Origin of the sequence: Micromonospora sp. NPDC051296 (assembly GCF_040682255.1) — a bacterium.
Lineage (GTDB): Bacteria > Actinomycetota > Actinomycetes > Mycobacteriales > Micromonosporaceae > Micromonospora > Micromonospora craterilacus.
Genome location: NZ_JBFBAO010000208.1, coordinates 1 through 12389, shown reverse-complemented (window position 1 = coordinate 12389; position 12389 = coordinate 1). Strand labels below are relative to the sequence as shown.

The following is a 12389-nucleotide window of genomic DNA, read 5'->3' as shown; positions in this document are numbered from 1 at the left end:
CTTGTCCGCGTCGAAGCCGGACGCGTACTCGATCTGCGCCGCGATGATCACCGGGGTGAGCAGGTCGCACTTCTTGGCGGCGGCCCTGATCGGCGCGACCAGATCCTGATCCGGCACGTTCGTCGGGTCGAAGGTGCCGCGGCCGTCTCCGCCGGACAATTCGATCAGGGCATTGGTGTCGGATGCCTGGCCGCCGGTGTCGGACGGGTCGGACGACTGCGAGGTCATCTGCGACCCGCCGGCCATGGCGAAGATGACGAGCAGGATTATCAGGGCCAGCGTTGCCAGGACCACCAGCGGGAACATCCCGACCACCGAGATGACCAACCAGAGCAGCTGGGCCGCGTCGAGTTTGAAGACCGAGCGACCGGCCCGCTGGGCCGCCTGGGCCTTGCGCAACGCCATGGCGGTCAGCCGACCCGGCGGGACTCGCGGCGGTTCCAGCTCGCCGCGGCACGTTCGGTGATGGCCTGCACCTCGGCCTTGGCCGCTGCGGCGATCGGTGCGGCATTGGGCTCCTTGTACCAGGGACGAAGCCGGATCAGGGCGGGCCGCACACCGGTGGCCAGCAGCAGGGCGGTGCCCTTGGGCAGGGCGCGGATCTTGTCCGCCGGCAGTACCTGCTCCTGCCGGTACGACACCGACCGGGACGAGCCGTCCCTGGACCGGGAGTAGGTGGGGGTTCGCACGTCGTGCTGCCCGACCAGGCGGGCGACCTTGTCGACAAAGTCCGCGTCATCCAGCCCGGCGCCGAGCAGCTTGATGGTGGCGGCACTCCACAGCGCGTCCATTCCCGCCTCACCCCAGACCCGGACACCCTGCCGGTAGCTCTGCAACAGGGTCACCACGCTGATGCCCCGCGAGCCGAGGTGGCTGTAGAGGTCGGGCAGGTCGGAGATGCGGCACACGTTGGCCGCCTCGTCCAGGATGGCGGTCATCGGCGGATCCAGCCGTCCACCCATCCGCTCGGCGGCGACCACACCGGCGCGGATGATGGCGTCGGCCAGCCCGGCGATCACCCCGGCGGCGGAGCCGCCGCCGTCCTTGGAGAGCAGGTAGAGCGTGTCCTGGCCGAGGACGTGCTGCTCCGGGATGAACCGCGGGATGTGCGGGTCGGGGCTGACCCAGGCGAGGATCTCCGGGTCGAGCAGGCAGGCGACGCACTGCCGGGCGGTCTCGTAGATGCCGTCGCGGGTCTCGACGGCGCCGCGTACGGTGCCCTGCAACTGGTCGGCCATTGCCGTCATGCCGACGTCGCGGAGCAGGTCGACCGGAGTACGGTCGGCCGGGTCCGCGAGCCAGGCCAGCAGCTCGTTGACGGACGCGCCGCTGCGGGAGGCAGCGAGGAAGAGCGCGGTCAGCGTGTTCTGGGCCGCGGCGATCCAGAAGTCCTTCTTGGACGAGTCGTCGTTGACCGAGCTGACGAAGTGGCCGGCCAACCGACGCGCGCCTTCGATGGTGTCGCAGCCGCTGAGCATGTCCCACCACATCCCGCGTTCGGTGTAGGCGATGCCCTGCGGGTCGAAAACCCACACCCGGCCGACCTTCGTACGCTCCTGCCGGGTGACGGTGAACACGTCGGACTTGTTCGACGTCAGTAGGACCGCCCCGGGTGCTCGCAGCACGCGTGGGATGGCGATGCCGGTGGACTTGCCCGCCCGCGGGGCCATCAGGTCGAGTTCGACGTCCTCGTAGGAGGAGCGCAGCTCCGGCCCGGCGGGCATGAGATCGCCGAGCAGGTTGCCGGTGTCGTCGGGGTTCAGCCGGGCGGCGTCCTTGAGCGCGGGACGCAGCTCGCGGGCGCGGGCCTCGACGCCCTTGCCCATCATCGCCTTCAGCTCGCCGGGCCGGGCGAGGCTGCGTGGCTCCCGAAAGCGGCGAACGACCCCGCGAACCAGCACGACCACCGGGACGGCACCGAGCGGGACCAGTGCGACCGCCCCACCGTAGGCCAGGTGCGACGGGACGCCCGGCCAGACCTCCTCGGTGGCTCCGCCGACCAGGCTGAGGTAGACGCGCAGGGTGAACGCCGGGGGCTGCCAGCCGTGCCCGGTGAGCGCGGCACCCAGCGTGCCGCCGAGCCACAGCAGGGCGAAGACCACGAGGTTGAGCAGCGCGAAGCCGGGAATCAGCCATGGCAGGTACTCGTTTCCGGCCCCACCTGGGCGGCTCATCGGTGCCCCGGGCCGTGGTGCTGCTGGACGCCCTGGTCGGGCACCGGAACACCGGGGCCGGGCAGGTCGCCTCCGGTCACGGCGCGTACCACGGCGGCGCGTTCGGCCATCATCCGTTCCGCCTCACCGTTGGCGATCCACCGGGTGTTCGTGTCGTGCAGATGGCGTTCGGTGTCGGTGATCGCGACCCGAATCGGGATGCCGGGGCGACCGCCAACCTTGATCAGGAAACGGCCTCGGCCGGGCGGCTCCTCGTTCCCGCCGTCCTGCGCCCAGCCGGGAGGCGAGGACCAGGACGACACCAGCTCGATCTCACGCCGGGACAGTCCGACCACCCGCCCCAACTCTTCCATCTCGGCCCGCGGCAGGCCGGCGCAGGCCACCATGCCGGCGCGTTCGACGAAGCCCCGGGCCTTGGCCTTGTCGGCCTCGTTGCCGAGCGCCTCGGCGTCCTTCAGGGTGTGGGTGATCTTCGCGTCCGCGAGGCCGAGGGAGCGGTTCAGCCGGGTGAGGGCGTCGATCCGGTCGACGATGCCGGAGGCCGCGCGTAGTGGACGCCACAGTTCGTCGAGGACGGTGAAGAACCAGCGGCGGGGCGCCAATCCGGCGTCGGCCAGGGCGTGCGAGGCGGCCACCGTACCGAGCCCGTCGGACCAGGCTGCGAGCATCGCGGCGGCGGTCAGTTGGCCGTCTGCCTCGCCGATGCGAGAGATGTCGATGCAGACGGCGGTGGCGTCCGGGTCGATCCTGGTCGAGGTCTCCGAGGCGAAGGTGTCGCCGAGCGGACCGTCCAGGATGCCGAGCAGTGATCGGTGCAGCGGGTCCACGGCGTCGCGGTAGCGGGACTCCTGGCCGCGGTCGAGGGTTACCTGTCGTACCCGGGGTGGCCCCTCCTCCAGCACGTTGAGCAGTTGGGGCAGTCGGAACGTCTGCCCCTGCGGGGTGTGTTCGCGCAGGTGCCGCAGGCAGGCGGAGAGCACCGACTGTTCGTGGTCGGTGATCGGTACGCCCCGGACGATGGTGAGCAGCGCCGCGACCATGTTCAACACCCGGCCGTGAGTCTCGGCGGCCAGGGCCTGCCCCGCCTGTCCACCGATCCTCGCGGCGGCCATGCCCATCGCGCCGGGATCCAGGATGTTCAGCCCGCCGACGCCACGGGCGATGGAGATGACCTGCCCGCCGAGGGCACGGACGGTGTCGGCGTAGTCGGGTTTGAGGTCACCGAGCACCAGTGGCACGACGCCCTGTGCGCTCAGCCCGATCAGCATCCGGTTGATCAGCGTCGACTTGCCGAGGCCGGGCATGCCGAGCATGAACAGCGACGGGTTGGAGATGTACCGGGCCCGGGTGAACCAGTTGAGCGGGTCACCGCAGACCGTGGCCCCGGTGTTGATGTGCTGGCCGAGCGGGATCCCGGTCATCGGAGCGCCGGAGCCGGACGCGAAGGGCCACAGCCCGCAGGCCTGCACGGTGGTGGCCCGCCATAGGGTGGGCGGATCCAACGCGGCCACCCGGCCGCCACCCAGGGTGTACGAGCCGCGGTGCGGCACGCTGTCGTCCCGGTTGGCCCGGGCCAGCCGCCGCAGGTAACGCTGCTCGGCCGCCTCCTCCTGCGCCTGCCGCCGGCGCGCCCGCCGCAGCGCCCGGGGAGTCTGCCTGCCCGTCTCGTCGGGTTCCCGGTCCTGCGCCTCGGCCGCCGGCACCACCAGGTCGGACATTGCCGTGGCCGGTCCGGCGGCGTTACGCGGCCAGCCCGCGCCGAGATCCAGCAGTCGGATACCGCCGCCGCCTGGGGTAGGCGTCACAGCGCCTCCTTCAGTTCGTGCGGGACCATCGTCTGCTCCCAGGGCAGGATGCCGACCGGAAGGGCGCAGGAGAACGCGGCGGCCTGCATCCGGTCGGCCGGACGCATCGCGATTCGGGTGGCACCGAGCAGGTTCCGCATCGTCACGTCGGCGTCGCGGACGTCGGCGGCCGAGTCGACGGTCAGGGTCACCAGCATCGAGAACTCGACCAGGCCGGCACCGGAGGCCTCCTCCGCCGCGGTCTGCTCGGCGGCCTCGATCTCGGAGATGGCGCGGGCGCGGACCAGGCCGCGGGTGGAGTTGGCCATGAACTGGGCGGACCGGCGATCCGACTCGACGATCTTGGCGGAGGTCGCCGGGTCGATCGGCCGGTAGACCAGGGCCACCCGTTTGCGGCGGATGCCCAGCGCCGGGTCGAGCAGGTTACGCAGCACACCGGAGCGCACGGTGCCGCGCGGTGCCAGGGTCAGCAGCCAACTGCGGGAGACTCCGGAGTCGTGCTGGTAGTGGGTGACCGTCTCGACGGCGGCGGCCGGCCCGGCGTCGGCCCATTCCAGCCCGGTGTGGCCGTACTGGGCGCGGACGTCGAGCACCTCCGCGGCGACGGCCGGGTCGTAGGCGACCCGGACGACCTCGGCGATCCGCTCGGCCGACAGCGGCTCCGCCGACCCGCCGCCGGCCGCGACCAGCCCACCCAGCACGCCCGGCAGCCGCAACGCCAGGTCGGCGAGCATCGTGTCGTGGTCACGCCGGGCACCGCCGGGTGCCGAGTAGGTGAGGGTGAGGAAGGTGTTCATCTCCGACGACGCGTCCGGGTACGTCTGCACCACCTCCTCCATCACGGCACGCGCGGCGGGCGGTGCGTCCGGGGAGATGCGACCCAGCACCTCGGTGGCCAGTCGGGTGCCCGGGTCCGGTGCGGTCTCGACGACCACGGAGGCGCCCCGCAGCCCTGGCTCGTGCGACAGCCGGGACAGCCACTCACCCCAGAGCGCCACCCAGGTGTCGACCTGGTCGGGATCGACGAGTGAACCGCCGTCCGGCTCGCAGCTGAGCACGACGGTGTACTGGTTGTGGTTGCGGTGGTAGAGCACGCCGAACGGGCGGTCGTACGGGTCGCGTCCCTCCAACATGGTCGCCCGGCTCAGCAGCCCGGGTGGACGGAACCGGCCACCCGGGCGCGTTGACAGCGGGCCGGAGGCGTACAGGTGCCGCCCCTGGGACTTGCGGCGCAGCCAACCGATCCGGACGGCGGCCATGTTGTAGACGTTGCGGCCGTCCTGGGTACGGATCGCCAGCGGCGCCAGCATCACCGCGAACGGGAGCCCCACCACCAGGGCCGCGTTCAGGGAGACCATGGAGGAGATCAGGACCAGCACGAGCCCACCGAACAGGCCGACGGTCCCGACCAGGCCCAGCGAGCCCAGCCCGGCCTTGCGGGGGCGACGCCAGTTGCCGTACGTCGGTGTCTTCATGGACTCCGCTGTCGTACTCACGATGATCCTTCTCCTTGTTCCGGCATCAGCTAGTGCCTCGTCCTTGAACCTTGATCGGGTTGTCCGTGGGTGTTGGGGATCCGTCGGGTCGCCTGAGGGAGTCGCGGGGTGGGGCCGAATCGTTTCTCGGCGCTCGGCGCCGTGCTGGCGCTGATGTGGTGTCGTCGCCTCTGCTGGGCCGGTGAGGTGGCTTGGGTATGTACCCGGCCTGCGCTGGTTTGCGTGGGTGTGCTTCCCGCATGGCGGGAGGTGGGCGCGAGATCTTGGACAGTTCCCGTTACGCGATAACGGAAACTGTCCAAGATCGCGCGTGGACGGCGCCCGGTATACCCGATCAAGGTTGTGCGACGAGGATCTAGTCACGGTCGGGGAGCGCTCCGCTTGCGATCTTGCTGGCGTGCTTGTGGGTGCTGGTCACGACCTGCACCGCCGTGGCCGCGGCACCAACCGTGCCCCGGGCGATCTGGCCGGATCTCGACCCGCCGCTGCCCGACCCGCCACCGGAGCCCCCCGATGGTTTGCCGCCGGCGCCACCACCCGGCCCGCCACCGGATCCACCAGCGGACCCGCCGGACGGTTTGCCGCCGGAGCCATCGGCTGGGCGGCCGGCACCCGAGGCGCCGCCTGCGGAACCGCCTCCGCTCGGCCCCCGGGAACGGCCGGCGGAAGCGGCCGAGTCCCCACCGCCGGCGATCTTCTTGGCCCCGCTCGCCACCGCACCCGCGGCGGCGACGCCCGCGCCGACGCCGTCGCGCGAGCCGAGGGTCGCCATCGCCGGTACGACCAGCCGCATCAGCGCGGGCAGGGCGACGGCGGCCATCAACAGGACGGCGGCGCCGGCGAGTTTGTAGTGCCTGGCGTTGTCCGCATCCGTGCTGTCCGGATCGTTGGTGGCACCGATCATGGCCGCGCCCGAATACATGATCAGTCCGACCACCGGTTTGAATGCCAGCCAGGCGACCATCCAGGCGACGTGCTTGCGCCACCAACCCCCGCCCCACTCGGACATCGAGGCCGCCGCCGCCAGCGGCAGCGTGCCGGTGAGCAGCACCATCACGCCGAGCCGGATGTACATCAGGATGACGTGGATGCATCCGGCGATCAGCAGCAACAGACCGATGATGATCAGCAGGAACGCGGTGAGCCCGTCCGTGCCGCAGTTGGCGATCAGCCTGAGCTGCGCCTTGATGCCCTCTTCGTAGAGATGGTCGGAGTAGGCGTCCGCCTCGCTGGCGAGCCAGTTGGCCACCGTCCACGCGGCACCCACCGTGAGCACCATGCGGACCAGGCCCATGAGCGCCACGACGAGGGGCTGCCCCTTACGTTCCAGCGCCATCCGGAAGGCCGCCGCCAACAGCGACGCGACGGCGATCGTGACGACCAACCAGTCGGTCTGAAGGTGGATGCTGTCGTTGAGCTTCTTGTCGCCGAGCGTGGGGATGTCGCCGAGGTTGGCGAAAAGTTCGACCGCCGCACCCAGAATGGCGCTGGCGATGTCGCTGAGAATGCCGTCGATGCCCCGCTCGAAGAAGCCGACGACCTGTCCGATCGTGCCGATGTAGACGGCGTCGCCGGTAGCGCACTCTGCCACGTCACACCTCGTTCCACAGCACGAAGCCGACGAGGGAGACGACGGGGTTGACCCGGGTGTAGAGGCCGCCGGAGTTCAGCGGCCGGAGCTGCCAGTCCACGCCGTTCCAGTCGACGATGTAGTCGACGGACACGTAGATCACGTTCGCCTGCCGGATCAGGACCCGGATGGTGGCCGTGCTCGGCGAGTACTTCAGCACGAGAAATCCGGCCAGTGCGTTGACGGTCTGCACCGGCCCGGTCTCCGCCATCGACGCACGCATCGCGTCGAAGTAGTCCCGCCCCAGGCCGGGCACGAGTTGCTGGTCGCTGACCGTCCGCCAGTCGGGGCCACTCATCTGGCGGGAGATGGTGTGCGCCGCCATGACCGCCCCCATCGGGGTGTGCGCGAAGCACCACAGCAGCGGACCGGTGGTCTTCAGTGGCCCCGCCGAAGCGGACAGCGGAGTATCCGCCCCGTTGAGTGGTCGCCAGGTGATGTCCCGTGGCGCCTCGCTCGGGAGCCGCTGCGCGGAATCGTCGGTGCGGCAGTCCTGCGGCCGGGATCCGTCCGGGCCGAGGGTGCCGATCACCGGCCCGGTATCGGCCGCGACGCTGGAGTTGGCGTCCCGGCCGCCACCGAGCGCCGCGACCGTGCCGGTGCAGAGGGCTAGGGCGAGAAATGCTGCCGACAGCTGCCACCGGCGGTTCTGCCAGAACGGCTTCTCCCCGTCCGCCTCGTCGTCGGATACGAATCTCGGTCTCATGACACCTACCCAGTTGGACGGACGCTCGGGCCTGCGGTCGGTGAGCGGATCAGTTGTCTCCCCCGCCTCCGTCGCCCCCGCCAGCGAAGAGCCAGGTGACGATCGGCCCGGCCATGGCGACCAGGATGCAGCCGCCCAGCACCATGCCGAGGCGGCTCATGTGCTCCGAACTCTCGCCGCGCTTGTGGGAGATGGCCATGACCGCGCCGGTGATCAGGACACCGACGACGCCAGCCGCCGTGCCTCCCCAGGCAATCAGGCCCAGCGCCTGCGAGACCTTCGCGGCAAGACCGGACGGCAGCCCTCCGTCAGTCGAGGGCAGCGGCACCCCGTTGCCGTCCCCGTCAGGCCCGGGTGCCTGGAGCACGGCAGGAATCCGCAGGACCACGCGGTAGTAGGTGTCAGAGAAGATCATTGTGTCTCCTTCGAGATCGGACGGTCGTTGCCCCGGTCGGGCTCGGGCGGGTGTTAGCCGGTGACGTCGAGCCAGGCGATGATCGGGCCGGCGGTGGTCGCGAGCAGGCAAGCCGCGAGGACGAAGGCGAGGTGCTTCATGTACTCGGTCCGCTCTTCGAGGGCACCACGACGCAGCTGCGACGCCAGCGTCGCGCCGGTGATGAGCACGCCGGCCACGGCGGCAGCACTCACCAGCCACGCCATGAAGTCGAGCAGCTTCGAGACCGCCTTCTTCTCGTTGGAGTCGATCGTGTAGGCCTCGATCGCCGGCGGAGAGAAGTGGAGGCTGTTGATCGGAGTGTCACACTCGAACTTCCCGGCATGCACGAGGCCCGAGATCGTGCAGCTGGTCGCCCCGGTGATCTCGACGTTGTCCTTGGTCACCGACTCACCGACGAGACCGGTGTGCATCTCGATGTCCATCTTCACGGTGTCGCCCGCCTTGTACGGGGCGGACAGGTCGAAGGACCCATTGGTCGAGTTCTTCTTCCCGCTGCAGATTCGGTCACTACCGTTGCCGCGCGGTCTCGCCATGGTGGTGGTGGTCTTCAGACAGAGGGTGTAGTTGTAGACGGCACCGCCACCATGGATCTTCACGGTGTAGCTGTCCTCAGCCGCCATCACAGCCGAGGGCGCCAGCAGGCCGCCCAGCCCGACCAACCCCAGCACGGCGACGACGGCCGCTGCGTTCCGGACAGCCCTGGTCACGGCCACCGCCTCGCTTCGGGACGGGGGCCGACCACAGTGGACAAGCGGGACAATTGCCGGGGCGGCCGCTTCGGCTCCTCGCCCACCCTGTAGGACGGAATCCACGGCACCCGGTGCACCGGGGAGATCGACCGCAGCAGACGGATCCGGCCGAGCAGCGGCGGCGGAAGCCGACCGGGGGCGTCGGCGATCAGCACGACGCCCAGCAGCCGCATCCCGGCCGGGTGTCGGCCTTCCCGCATCGCGTGCAGCGCCCGGGCCACCGCCCGCAGCCCGTCCAGGTTCGTCCGCCCGACGACCATGACCTGGGCGGGCTCGGCGAGCGCCGGGTCCGGCCATCGGCAGCCGATGTCGGTGCCGCCCAGCAGCCGGGTGAGCGTGGTCGCGCCGGCACCCCCGTGGGCGCCGATCCACCCGACGCCGTCCTCGGAGAGGCTGTCACGCCGCCAGGCCGGGCCGTCGTCGTGCGCCCACACGCCGAGCGGCTGGTCCGGGCCCGATCCCCCGGCCGAAACCCCCGGTCGCCGTAACGCCACGGATCCGTTGCCCATCTGCATCGCCTCCCTTCGCTGCTCGCCTTCTGCGGTCACCGGCCGCACCACCGGCACTGGTGACGGCCGCTTAACGGCGCGATCGGCTACTCGGTTCAGGGCGAGTTCGGAGTTTTTCCCGCCACCCGCTCGCGCCGGCGTCGGACCGGTTCCGCCGCGCCCGTTGCGACCAGGCAAGCCGCGTCGGCACGAACACCGGAAAATAGTTCACCCACCGGGCGAACCCGGCGGCGTCGAAGCCGTAGTAGGCGGGCATAGCCCGACCTCGGAGGAGACCGATGCTCCCGCCGCATTCCCAGCAGAACGCCGCCGCACGCAGCCGGATCCCGCGACGCCGCGCATCGCCGACTTCACTCCCACTGCCCGTGGCAGTCGCGCTGGCCGCGGCGCTCACCAGCGTCCGTCGTGGCCCCGCCGACCAGAGCCGGTGGGTGGATCAGACACAGGTCCGGGACACGGATGCGCACAGCGCCGAGCGTGACCGCGCCTGGCGCCGCGCCAACCATGCCCGCGGTCTGGCGGCCAAGGAGTACCTCGACCACCGGGCCACGCCGGCCGACCACCCGGCTGCCGCAATGGAGTCGCACGAGCGGACCTGGACCGCCGCCGATCACTCCCGCTGGCGGCGGCTGGCCCTGACTGCCCAGGACGGTTCCCGGTTCGCCACGGCGGCGCGACTCAGCAGCGTGCGCAGCGTCGGGGCGAGGAGTCAGCCGGCCCCGCTCCCGTCGCTCGGCGGACCCCGCCGCCGCCAACCGGCACGGTCCCGCTGATGACCGGTGGCCCGTGACGGAAGAGCGTCACGGGCCACCGGCGGGATCCGGACCTGCTCCGGCTGGCCGGGCCTACGGCCGAACCGTCACCTGCCGCCGCCTCCGCCACCCCCGCGCCCGCCGCGTCCGCCGCGCATGTTCGAGCGCTCACTCTGGGCGGCGGGAGTTTCGCCATGTCCGTAGGTCGACTGGCGCCGGACCGGCAACTGCGCCGAACCGCGGACGTCGGCCCCCGAACTGAAGGGATTGACCGGCGGACCGTAGGAGTTGACCGGCCCGTAGGAGCTCGTCGCCGGCTGCCCATACGGGCCGGGCTGGGCATACGGGCTGGGCTGGGCATACGGGCCGGGCTGGGCATAGGGGTTGAGCTGCCCATAGGGATTGGCCTGTCCATACGGTACGGGCTGTCCATAGGAGCTGGCCGGCGGACCGTAGGAGTTGACCGGCCCGTAGGGGCTGCGAGAAGAGGCCGCACTCGGGATGCTCGTGTTGGGCAGGTTGTACATGGGAAGCACCGGCGGCTGCTGCCGCGGCCGTGACTGTGCCCAGGTCATCGCCGCCGTACCGCCTGCGTGGACAATCGCGCCGATGTCGCGGGCCCGATCACCGCCCACACCCCCGGTGCCCAGACCCCAGGCGATCGCGCCGCCGGCGGCGACTGCGCCGTAGGCGGCGTCGTACATGTTTGCGTGCCTGCCGCGTGCCGCGTTGACCATGTTCTTGGTGAACACGTAGAGGCCCGGGCCACCGGCCAGGGCGACCCCGCCACTGACCGTGCCGAGGCTGCTGCCCTGCCCCCCGGCACCCTGCAGCAAAGGCGATCCGAGCACCGAGACGAAGGTGGCGATCCGCTCGTCGTTCGCGGCCACCCATCGGCCTGCGCTTCGACCTGCGTCCACCACCCAGTTCAACAGGCGGTTGTTGCCGTCGTACTGGTGCAGGCTGACCTGATCGCCGCCCCACTCGATCTCGAACGACTCACCCGGCCCGGGGCTGCTCCGGTCGGACGCCAGACCGTCGTCCAGCAAGTCCTGGTAGTCGGCTGCAGTGGGCGCTCCGGGCCTCGGCGCCGAGCTGGCCGTGCTGCTGCTGCCCCGCCGCGGGTCGTCGTAGTTGCTGCCGGAGGTCTGGCTGTAGCGGCTCGACGACGTCTGGACCTCGTCACCACTGCTGCTCGAGCTACCGCTCTGCCTCCCTGGCCGCTGGTACGACTGGGCGGGGTTGGTCGAATTGGAGGGATACCTGTTCGGTTCTCGATCGCGCTCCACCTGCGCTCCTTCGCTCCGCTGGACGGCTGGTACGCGCTTTACGTACGGCAGGTGAGCCTGGTTCGACCGGTGCCCCGCTTTTCTCGCCGACCGCCCCGACGGCCCCGGGCTGATCACGCCTCCGGCCGACCAGGTCTCAGCGGTTCGCGCGTTCGATGCCGCCGGCCCAGGCCGCGGATGCCCGGTCCGGCAGGTGACCCGGGCCATCTTCTGGTCTGATGCACGCCGCGCAGTTCGTCTCCATACCACGTCGACCAGATCGTGCCGTCGAGTCTGTCGCTCGCCCAGCGGCAGCGGGGCGCAGCGTTCAGCGGGGCGTGGCCGGGTCGCGGGCGATCGGGGCGGTCACGATCGCGGAACCGTCGACCAGCCCGACCGTGATGAACGACAACTCGTCGACGGACAGGGACGTCTCGCCGGCCACCTCCTGCGGCCCGGACGAGGCGGTCCAGTCGCGGACGACGTGCGTGACACCGTCGCGGGTCACCGCGAACAACCGGTACCGGACGCCCTGCCGCAGGCCGGTGGCGGTGATCCGGATGGTGGCACTGCCCTCGTCCCCGACGGTGATGGCGACGGAGAGGCTGGCCCCGTAGCCGGGTGCCTCCCCCGAGGCGGTCAGCACCGGGTCGGGGGAGGCAGTCCACTCGTTGACCGCCACCACCCCGCCGGCCAGCGCCAGGACCAGCGCCGCCGCGCCGGCCCAGAGGGCCCGGCGCCGCCGCGAGCCGGCCCCAACGGCATCGACGACGGCAGCGAGCTCACCCTGTGGACCCGCGCCCCGCTGGAGAAGCAGGCGAAGCTCCTCGTCGATGCCTACAA

General features: G+C 71.0%; 11 protein-coding genes and 1 pseudogene. 1 reads left to right on the top strand and 11 read right to left on the bottom strand.

Annotated elements, in window-relative coordinates; genetic code table 11:
• From AB0M52_RS21145 to AB0M52_RS21105, 9 genes and pseudogenes are all read right to left on the bottom strand, one after another.
• Positions 1–405, bottom strand: a pseudogene (locus AB0M52_RS21145) (chitinase); the annotation flags it as partial.
• Positions 406–410: 5 nt separating this feature from the next.
• Positions 411–2174 carry a TraM recognition domain-containing protein gene (locus AB0M52_RS21140; protein ID WP_363956193.1) on the bottom strand — a complete coding sequence of 588 codons (1764 nt, stop codon included), beginning with the start codon at positions 2172–2174 and terminating at the stop codon, positions 411–413.
• Positions 2171–3979: an ATP/GTP-binding protein gene (locus AB0M52_RS21135; RefSeq protein WP_363956191.1), complete on the bottom strand. Its 1809-nt coding sequence runs from the start codon at positions 3977–3979 to the stop codon at positions 2171–2173. Before AB0M52_RS21135 ends, AB0M52_RS21140 begins: the two co-directional genes overlap by 4 nt.
• A complete protein-coding gene (locus AB0M52_RS21130) occupies positions 3976–5475 on the bottom strand; it encodes an SCO6880 family protein (RefSeq protein ID WP_363956188.1) in 1500 nt (499 codons plus the stop codon). Before AB0M52_RS21130 ends, AB0M52_RS21135 begins: the two co-directional genes overlap by 4 nt.
• Before the next feature lie 355 nt (positions 5476–5830).
• The gene (locus tag AB0M52_RS21125) at positions 5831–7066 is read right to left on the bottom strand and encodes a hypothetical protein (protein WP_363956185.1); all 1236 of its coding nucleotides are present in this window, start codon (positions 7064–7066) and stop codon (positions 5831–5833) included.
• A 1-nt stretch (position 7067) separates the two neighbouring features.
• Positions 7068–7811 (bottom strand): hypothetical protein, encoded by a 744-nt coding sequence (locus AB0M52_RS21120; RefSeq protein ID WP_363956183.1) that lies wholly within the window; start codon positions 7809–7811, stop codon positions 7068–7070.
• Between the two features lie 49 nt (positions 7812–7860).
• Positions 7861–8226, bottom strand: a complete 366-nt coding sequence (locus AB0M52_RS21115) for a hypothetical protein (protein WP_363956180.1) — start codon at positions 8224–8226, stop codon at positions 7861–7863.
• A gap of 53 nt (positions 8227–8279) precedes the next feature.
• The gene (locus AB0M52_RS21110) at positions 8280–8975 is read right to left on the bottom strand and encodes a hypothetical protein (RefSeq protein ID WP_363956177.1); all 696 of its coding nucleotides are present in this window, start codon (positions 8973–8975) and stop codon (positions 8280–8282) included.
• Positions 8972–9565 (bottom strand): hypothetical protein, encoded by a 594-nt coding sequence (locus AB0M52_RS21105; RefSeq protein WP_363956174.1) that lies wholly within the window; start codon positions 9563–9565, stop codon positions 8972–8974. Before AB0M52_RS21105 ends, AB0M52_RS21110 begins: the two co-directional genes overlap by 4 nt.
• 326 nt (positions 9566–9891) lie before the next feature.
• On the opposite strand from AB0M52_RS21105, the gene AB0M52_RS21100 reads away from it, so the two are divergent.
• Positions 9892–10299: a hypothetical protein gene (locus tag AB0M52_RS21100; protein ID WP_363956172.1), complete on the top strand. Its 408-nt coding sequence runs from the start codon at positions 9892–9894 to the stop codon at positions 10297–10299.
• An 86-nt stretch (positions 10300–10385) separates the two neighbouring features.
• Here the strand turns inward: AB0M52_RS21100 and AB0M52_RS21095 are convergent, their stop codons facing one another.
• The gene (locus AB0M52_RS21095; protein ID WP_363956169.1) at positions 10386–11567 is read right to left on the bottom strand and encodes a hypothetical protein; all 1182 of its coding nucleotides are present in this window, start codon (positions 11565–11567) and stop codon (positions 10386–10388) included.
• Positions 11568–11874: 307 nt separating this feature from the next.
• Positions 11875–12389: hypothetical protein (locus AB0M52_RS21090; protein WP_363956166.1), on the bottom strand; the 515-nt coding region annotated here is incomplete at its 5' end.